The sequence below is a fragment of the Streptomyces sp. NPDC089915 genome, assembly GCF_040684675.1.
GTDB lineage: Bacteria > Actinomycetota > Actinomycetes > Streptomycetales > Streptomycetaceae > Streptomyces.
Genome location: NZ_JBFBGN010000216.1, coordinates 1 through 7,356 on the forward strand (window position 1 = coordinate 1; position 7,356 = coordinate 7,356).

Here is a 7,356-nt window from a genome sequence, read left to right on the forward strand (position 1 = left end):
TCCGTCTCGGGGGCGGGCTGGGGGGCGGGTTCGGGGCGGGGTGCCTCCTCGATGATGACGTGGGCGTTGGTGCCGCTCATGCCGAAGGAGGAGACGCCGGCCCGGCGGGGCCGGCCGTCGGCGCCGGGTTCCCAGGTGACGGGTTCGGTGAGGAGGCGGACGGCGCCCGCGCTCCAGTCGACGTGCGGGGTGGGCTCGTCGGCGTGCAGGGTCCTGGGGAGCAGGCCGTGGCGCAGTGCCTGGACCATCTTGATGATTCCGCCGGCGCCGGCGGCGGCCTGGGTGTGGCCGATGTTCGACTTCAGGGAGCCCAGCCACAGGGGCCGTTCGCCGTCCCGTCCCTGGCCGTAGGTGGCGAGCAGGGCGGAGGCCTCGATGGGGTCGCCGAGGCGGGTGCCGGTGCCGTGTCCCTCGACGGCGTCGACGTCGGCGGTGGTCAGGGCGGCGTTGGCGAGGGCCTGGCGGATGACGAGCTGCTGGGCGCGGCCGCTGGGCGCGGTGAGTCCGTTGGAGGCGCCGTCCTGGTTGACGGCGGAGCCGCGGATCACGGCGAGGACGGGGTGGCCGTTGCGGCGGGCGTCGGAGAGCCGTTCCACCAGCAGCATGCCGACGCCCTCGCCCCAGCCGGTGCCGTCGGCGTCGGCGGAGTAGGCCTTGCAGCGGCCGTCGGCGGACAGGGCCCGCTGGCGGCTGAACTCGACGAAGGCGCCGGAGCTGGACATCACGGTGACGCCGCCGGCGAGGGCCAGTTCGCATTCGCCCTGGCGCAGGGCCTGGGCGGCCATGTGGAGGGCGACGAGGGAGGAGGAGCAGGCGGTGTCGACGGTCACGGCGGGGCCTTCGAGCCCGAGGGTGTAGGCGATGCGTCCGGAGGCCACGCTGGCGGCGTTGCCGGTGCCGAGGTAGCCCTCGACTCCTTCGGGGACGGCCAGGCCGCGCCGGAGGTAGTCCTGGTAGCCGGAGCCGACGAAGACCCCGGTGCGGCTGCCGCGTACGGTCGCCGGGTCCAGGCCGGCCCGTTCGAAGGCCTCCCAGGAGGTTTCCAGGAGCAGCCGCTGCTGCGGGTCCATGGCGGTGGCCTCGCGGGGCGAGATGCCGAAGAAGGCGGCGTCGAAGTCGGCCAGGTCGTAGAGGAAGCCGCCGGACCGGGCGTAGGTGGTGCCGGGGTGGTCGGGGTCGGGGTGGTAGAGGGCGTCGAGGTCCCAGCCCCGGTTGTCGGGGAAGACCGACATGGCGTCGGTGCCCTCTTCCACGAGCCGCCACAGTTCCTCGGGCGAGCGGACGCCGCCGGGGTAGCGGCAGCTCATCGCGACGATGGCGATCGGTTCCCCGTCGGCCGGGGCGCGGGTGGCGGCGGCCTCGGCCGGCTCCCGGGCGCCGAGGAGTTCGGCGAGGAGGCGGCCGGCGAGGTCGAGGGCGCAGGGGTGGTCGAAGACGAGGGTGGTGGGCAGGTCGAGGCCGGTGGCGTGGACCAGGCGGCCGCGCAGTTCCACGGCGGTCAGGGAGTCGAAGCCGAGGTCGCGGAAGGCCCGTCCGGGTTCGACGGCCTCGGGGCCGGGGTGGCCGAGGACGGCGGCGGCCTCGCGCCGGACGAGTTCGACGAGGGTGCGGTCCCGTTCGGCGGGGTCGGCCCCGGCGAGGGCGCGGCGCAGGGCGCGGGCGGTGTCGCCGGCCCCGTCGGAGCCGGCGGGGCGGCCGGCCGCGGCGTCGCGGACCTCGGGGAGGCCGTCGAGGAGGGGGCTGGGGCGGCCGATGGTGAAGGTGGGGGCGAAGCGGGCCCAGTCGACGTCGGCGACGGTCAGGGCGGCGGCGCCCCGGCCGACCGCCCGGTCCAGGGCGGTGAGGGCCGCTTCGGCGTCCAGGGGTTCCAGGCCGCGCTTGCGCAGGCTCTCGGCGATCTCGGGGGTGGCGGCCATGCCGGAGCCGGCCCACGGGCCCCAGGCCACGGCGGTGGCGGGCAGGCCGGCGGAGCGGCGGGCGGCGGCGAGGGCGTCGAGGTGGGCGTTGGCGGCGCTGTAGGCGGCCTGGCCGCCGGCGCCCCACACGCCGGCGATGGAGGAGAACAGGACGAACGCGTCGAGCTCGTGTCCGGCGGGGAGTTCGCGCAGGAGGGCGTCGAGGTGGACGGCGCCCGCGGCCTTGGCGGCCAGGACGGCGTCGAAGGCGGCCGGGCCGGTGTCGGCGAGCAGTCCGGGGGTGTCGACGCCGGCGGTGTGGACGACGGCGGTGAGGGGCTGTTCGGCGTCGGGGCCGGTCAGTTCGGCGAGGAGCCGGGCGAGGGCGTCCCGGTCGGCCGCGTCGCAGGCGGCGACGGTCACCCGGGCTCCCAGCGCCTCCAGTTCGGCGGTCAGTTCGGCCGCGCCGGCGGCGGCGGGGCCGCGCCGGCCGGTGAGGACGAGGTGTGCGGCGCCGCGTGCGGCGAGGAGCCGGGCGACGTGTCCGCCGAGGGCTCCGGTCCCGCCGGTGATCAGGACGGTGCCGCGGGGCCGCCATTCCCAGCCGCGCCGTGCCTCGGCGTCGGGGGTGCGGGTGAGGCGGCGGGCGAACACCCCGTCCGGGCGTACGGCGAGCTGGTCCTCGGGGCCGCCCGCGGTGAGTACGCCGAGGAGCCGGTCGAGGGCGGTGGTGTCGCAGTCGGCCGGAAGGTCGACGAGGCCGCCCCAGCGGCCGGCGTGTTCCAGCGCGGCGACCCGGCCGAGGCCCCAGATCCGGGCCTGGGCGGGGGCCGTGGGACCGTCCTGCGGCGAGGTGGCGACGGCGCCCCGGGTGGCGCACCACAGGGGGGCTTCGAGCCCGGCGTCGCCGAGGGCCTGGACCAGGGTGAGGGTGGCGGCGTCGCCGCCGCTGAGGGCGGCCCGTCCGGCGGCGGGCCGCTCGTCCAGGGCGAGCAGGGAGACGACGGTACGGGGGGCGGCGCCGGCGGCGGCCTCCCGCAGCCGGCCGGCGAGGGCCTCGCGGTCCTCGGCGGCGTCCACGGTGAGGACGGTGGTGTCGGCGCCCCGGGCGGTGAGCGCGTCGCGGAGCGCGCCGGCCAGGTCCGCGGCGGCGGGGTCCGCGCCGTCGGCGGGGGCCAGCAGGAGCCAGTGCCCTTCGGCGGGGCCGGCGGCGGGGGCGGGCAGCCGCTGCCAGGTGATCTCGTACTGCCGGTCCTCGATCGCGGAGCGGCGGGAGGCGGGGGCGGCGGGCGTGAGCCAGTAGTCCTGGCGCTGGAAGGCGTAGGTGGGGAGGTCGACGCGGCGGGCGCCGCGTCCGGCGTGGAAGGCGGCCCAGTCGACGGGGGTGCCGTGCACGTGGACGCGGGCGAGGGCGGTGGTGACGGCCTGGTGCTCGGGGCGGTCGGGGCGCAGCAGGGGGACGAGGACGCGGGTGTCGTCGAGCACGTGCTGTGCCAGGGCGGTCAGGACGCCGCCGGGGCCCACCTCCAGGAAGGTGCCGGCGCCTTCGGCGGCGAGGGAGCCCACGGCGTCGGCGAAGCGGACCGCTTCGCGGACGTGGCGGACCCAGTAGTCGGCGGAGCAGAACTCCTCGGCGGTGACCGGGCCTCCGGTGAGGGTGGAGACGACCGGCAGCCGCGGCGGTGCGAAGGCGACGGATGCGACGGCGGCCCGGAACTCGGCCAGCATCGGGTCCATCAGGGGCGAGTGGAAGGCGTGGGAGACGGCGAGGGCCTTGGTCTTGCGGCCCTGGGCGGACAGCCGGTCCGCGACGGCGGCCACGGCGTCGGCGGCGCCCGAGACCACCACGGACGCGGGCCCGTTGACGGCGGCGACCCCGGCGCGGTCCTCCAGGCCCGCCAGCAGTTGCCGGGCCTGCGCCTCGGAGGCTTCGACGGCGACCATCGCCCCGCCGGCCGGGAGCGCCTGCATCAGCCGGCCCCGCAGGGCCACCAGCCTCGCCGCGTCCGGGAGCGTCAGCACGCCCGCCGCGTGGGCGACGGCGTACTCGCCGACGGAGTGTCCGGCGAGGAGGTCGGGGCGTACGCCCCAGGACTCCAGCAGCCGGAACAGGGCCACTTCGACGGCGAACAGGGCCGGCTGGGTGTACTCGGTGCGCTCCAGCAGCTCCGGGTCCTGTCCGAACACGACGTCTTTCAGGGGGCGTTCGAGGTGCGGGTCGACGGCGGCGCACACGGCCTCGAAGGCTTCGGCGAACACCGGCCGGGCCTCGTACAGTTCGCGCCCCATGCCCAGGCGCTGGCTGCCCTGGCCCGAGAACAGGAAGGCGGTGGCGCTCTCGCGTCCGCTCACGCCCTCCACGAGCTGGGGGGCGGTCCCGGCGGCGGCCAGGGCGGTGACCCCGTCGAGGAGTTCGGGGAGTCCGGTGCCGACCACGGTGGCGCGGTGCTCCAGGGTGGCCCGGGAGACGGCCAGGGAGTGGGCCACGTCCACGGGGCTGACCTCGCCGAGGCCGAGGACGTGCCGCAGGAGGCGTTCGGCCTGTTCGCGCAGGGCGGTGGTGTCGCGGCCGGAGAGGGTCCAGGCCACCGGCAGCGGCCCGGCGGGGGTGTCGGCCGCGGCGGGCCGCTCCGGGGCGTCGGGGGCGGGCGGGGCCTGCTCGATGATGGTGTGGGCGTTGGTGCCGCTGACCCCGAAGGAGGAGACGGCGGCCCGGCGGAGCCGGCCGTCGCCGGTCCATTCCACGGGTTCGGTGAGGAGGCGGACGGCGCCGGAGGTCCAGTCGATGTGCGGGGAGGGTTCCTCGGCGTGCAGGGTCTTCGGCAGGACGCCGTGGCGCATCGCCTCGACCATCTTGATGATCCCGCCGACTCCGGCCGCCGCCTGGGTGTGCCCGATGTTGGACTTCAGGGAGCCCAGCCACAACGGGCGCTCCTCGTCCCGCCCCTGGCCGTAGGTGGCGAGGAGGGCCTGGGCCTCGATGGGGTCGCCGAGGGTGGTGCCGGTGCCGTGCGCCTCGACCACGTCGACGTCGGCCGGGGAGAGCCCGGCGCCGGCGAGGGCCTGCTCGATGACCCGCTGCTGGGCGGGGCCGTTGGGGGCGGTGAGGCCGTTGGAGGCGCCGTCCTGGTTGACGGCGGAGCCCCGGACCACCGCGAGGACCGGGTGGCCGTGGCGCACGGCGTCGGAGAGCCGCTCCACGAGCAGCATGCCGACGCCCTCGCCCCAGCCGGTACCGTCGGCGCCGGCCGCGAAGGACTTGCAGCGGCCGTCGACGGCCAGGCCCTGCTGGCGGCTGAACTCGGTGAACATGCCCGTGGCGGCCATGACGGCGGCGCCGCCGGCCAGGGCCATGGTGCATTCGCCGCGGCGCAGGGCCTGGACGGCGAGGTGGAGGGCGACGAGGGAGGAGGAGCAGGCCGTGTCGACGGTCAGCGAGGGGCCTTCGAGGCCGAAGGTGTAGGAGAGCCGGCCGGAGGCGACGCTGGGGGCGGTGCCGGTGAGCAGGAAGCCCTCCAGTTCCTCCCGGGTGTCGCCGCTGCCCGCGTACCCCTGGTAGGCGAGGCCGACGAACACGCCGGTGCGGGTGCCCTTGACGGAGCTGGGGGCGATCCCGGCGCGTTCGAAGGCCTCCCAGGCGACTTCGAGGAGGAGGCGCTGCTGCGGGTCGGTGGCCAGGGCCTCGCGGGGGGACATCCCGAAGAGGCCCGGGTCGAAGCGGCCGGCGTCGTGGAGGAAACCGCCCTCGCGGGTGTAGCACTTGCCGGGGACGCCCGGGTCGGGGTCGTAGAGCCCCTCCAGGTCCCAGCCGCGGTCGGCGGGGAATCCGGTGACGGCGTCGGAGCCGCCGTCGACCAGCCGCCACAGGGCTTCGGGGCTGTCGACGCCGCCGGGGTAGCGGCAGCTCATCGCGACGATGGCGATCGGCTCCTGGTCCTTGGCCTCCACCTCGTGGAGCCGGCGCCGGGTCTGCTTGAGGTCCGCCGTCACCCGCTTGAGGTAGTCCAGCAGCTTCTGTTCGTTCTCGTTCTGCTCGTTCTGCGCGTTCTGCATGTCTCTTCACCCGTCGAGAAGTGTCGGGAAGGGGTGCGGTGGTGCGGCCGCGGTCGTGTGCACCTGCTGGTCCGGGCGCTTCCGGGTGCTCAGGAGCCGTCGAGCTCCTGGTCGATGAGCGCGAAGATGTCGTCGACGGTGGCGCTGCGGAGCCGCTCGTCGGACGTCGGGCCGGCGGTGGGGGCGGGGTCTTCGGCGAAGGCCGCGAGCACGCCGTGCAGTCGGGTCCGGATCCGGGAGCGGACGAGTTCGTCGTCGGCCGCGACCGCGGCCAGGGCCCGCTCCAGCCGGTCGATCTCCCCGAAGACCGACGCGGCCGACGGCGCGGGGGCGGCCTCGGGTGCCAGGTCGGTGCCGATGCGGGCGGCGAGCGCCACGGGGGTGGGGCAGTCGAAGACGAGGGTGGCCGGGAGCCGCAGTCCGGTGGCGGAGTTCAGCCGGTTGCGCAGTTCCACCGAGGTGAGGGAGTCGAAGCCCAGCAGCTTGAACTCCCGTTCGCGGTCCACCTCGCGCGGGCCGCCGAGCCCGAGGACGGCCGCGACCTGGGTGCGCACCAGGTCCAGCAGGGCGCCGTCGCGTTCGGCACCGGACAGCCGGGCCAGCCGCTCGCGCAGGGCGTCGGGGCCCCCGCCGGGCACGGCCTCCCGGACGGTGCGCCGGGCGGCCGGGCGCAGCAGGCCGCGCAGGACCGCCGGTACGGACGGCTGCCCGTCGGGGCCCGGTCCGGCGGGGGCCGCGGTGGCGAAGCGTACGGGTACGGCGACGGACCGCTCGCCGGTCCGGGCCGCGTCGAAGAGCGCGAGGCCCTCCTGCGGGCTCAGGGGGACCAGTCCGGAGCGGGCCATCCGGTCCTGCCCGGAGGCGTCCATTCCGGAGGCCATTCCGCCGTCGGCCCAGGGACCCCAGGCCAGGGAGGCGGCGGGCAGGCCGGCCGAGGCGCGGCGCTGGGCGAGGGCGTCGAGGAAGGCGTTGGCCGCGGCGTAGTTGCCCTGGCCCGCGCTGCCCAGGGTCGCGGCGACCGAGGAGAACAGCACGAAGGCGGCCAGGTCGCTGTGCCGGGTCAGTTCGTGCAGGTGGAGCGCGGCGTCCACCTTGGGGCGCAGGACCGCCTCCAGCCGGTCGGGGGTGAGGGAGGTGACGAGGCCGTCGTCGAGGACTCCGGCGGCGTGGACCACGGCGGTCAGCGGCCGGGTGGCGGGGACGGCGGCCAGCAGGGCGGCGAGCGCCTCCCGGTCGGCCGTGTCGCAGGCCGCGAGGGTGACGGTCGCGGCGCCCGCCGCGAGGAGTTCCTCGCGCAGCTCGGCGGCCCCGTCGGCGGCGGCGCCGCGCCGGCTGGTGAGCAGCAGGTGGCGCTGGGTCTTGACCGTCGTCTCGCTCACGAACAGGTCCGCCGCGATCTCCGCGTTCG

Annotated in this window: 2 protein-coding genes; both read right to left on the minus strand. The window is 76.7% G+C overall.

Translation table 11 applies throughout. The features are described from left to right. Window positions 1-5,948: type I polyketide synthase (locus AB0O29_RS33395; RefSeq protein ID WP_365159430.1), on the minus strand; the 5,948-nt coding region annotated here is incomplete at its 3' end. Between the two features lie 89 nt (window positions 5,949-6,037). Continuing rightward, a partial coding sequence (locus AB0O29_RS33400; protein WP_365159433.1) for a beta-ketoacyl reductase occupies window positions 6,038-7,356 on the minus strand: 1,319 nt, incomplete at its 5' end.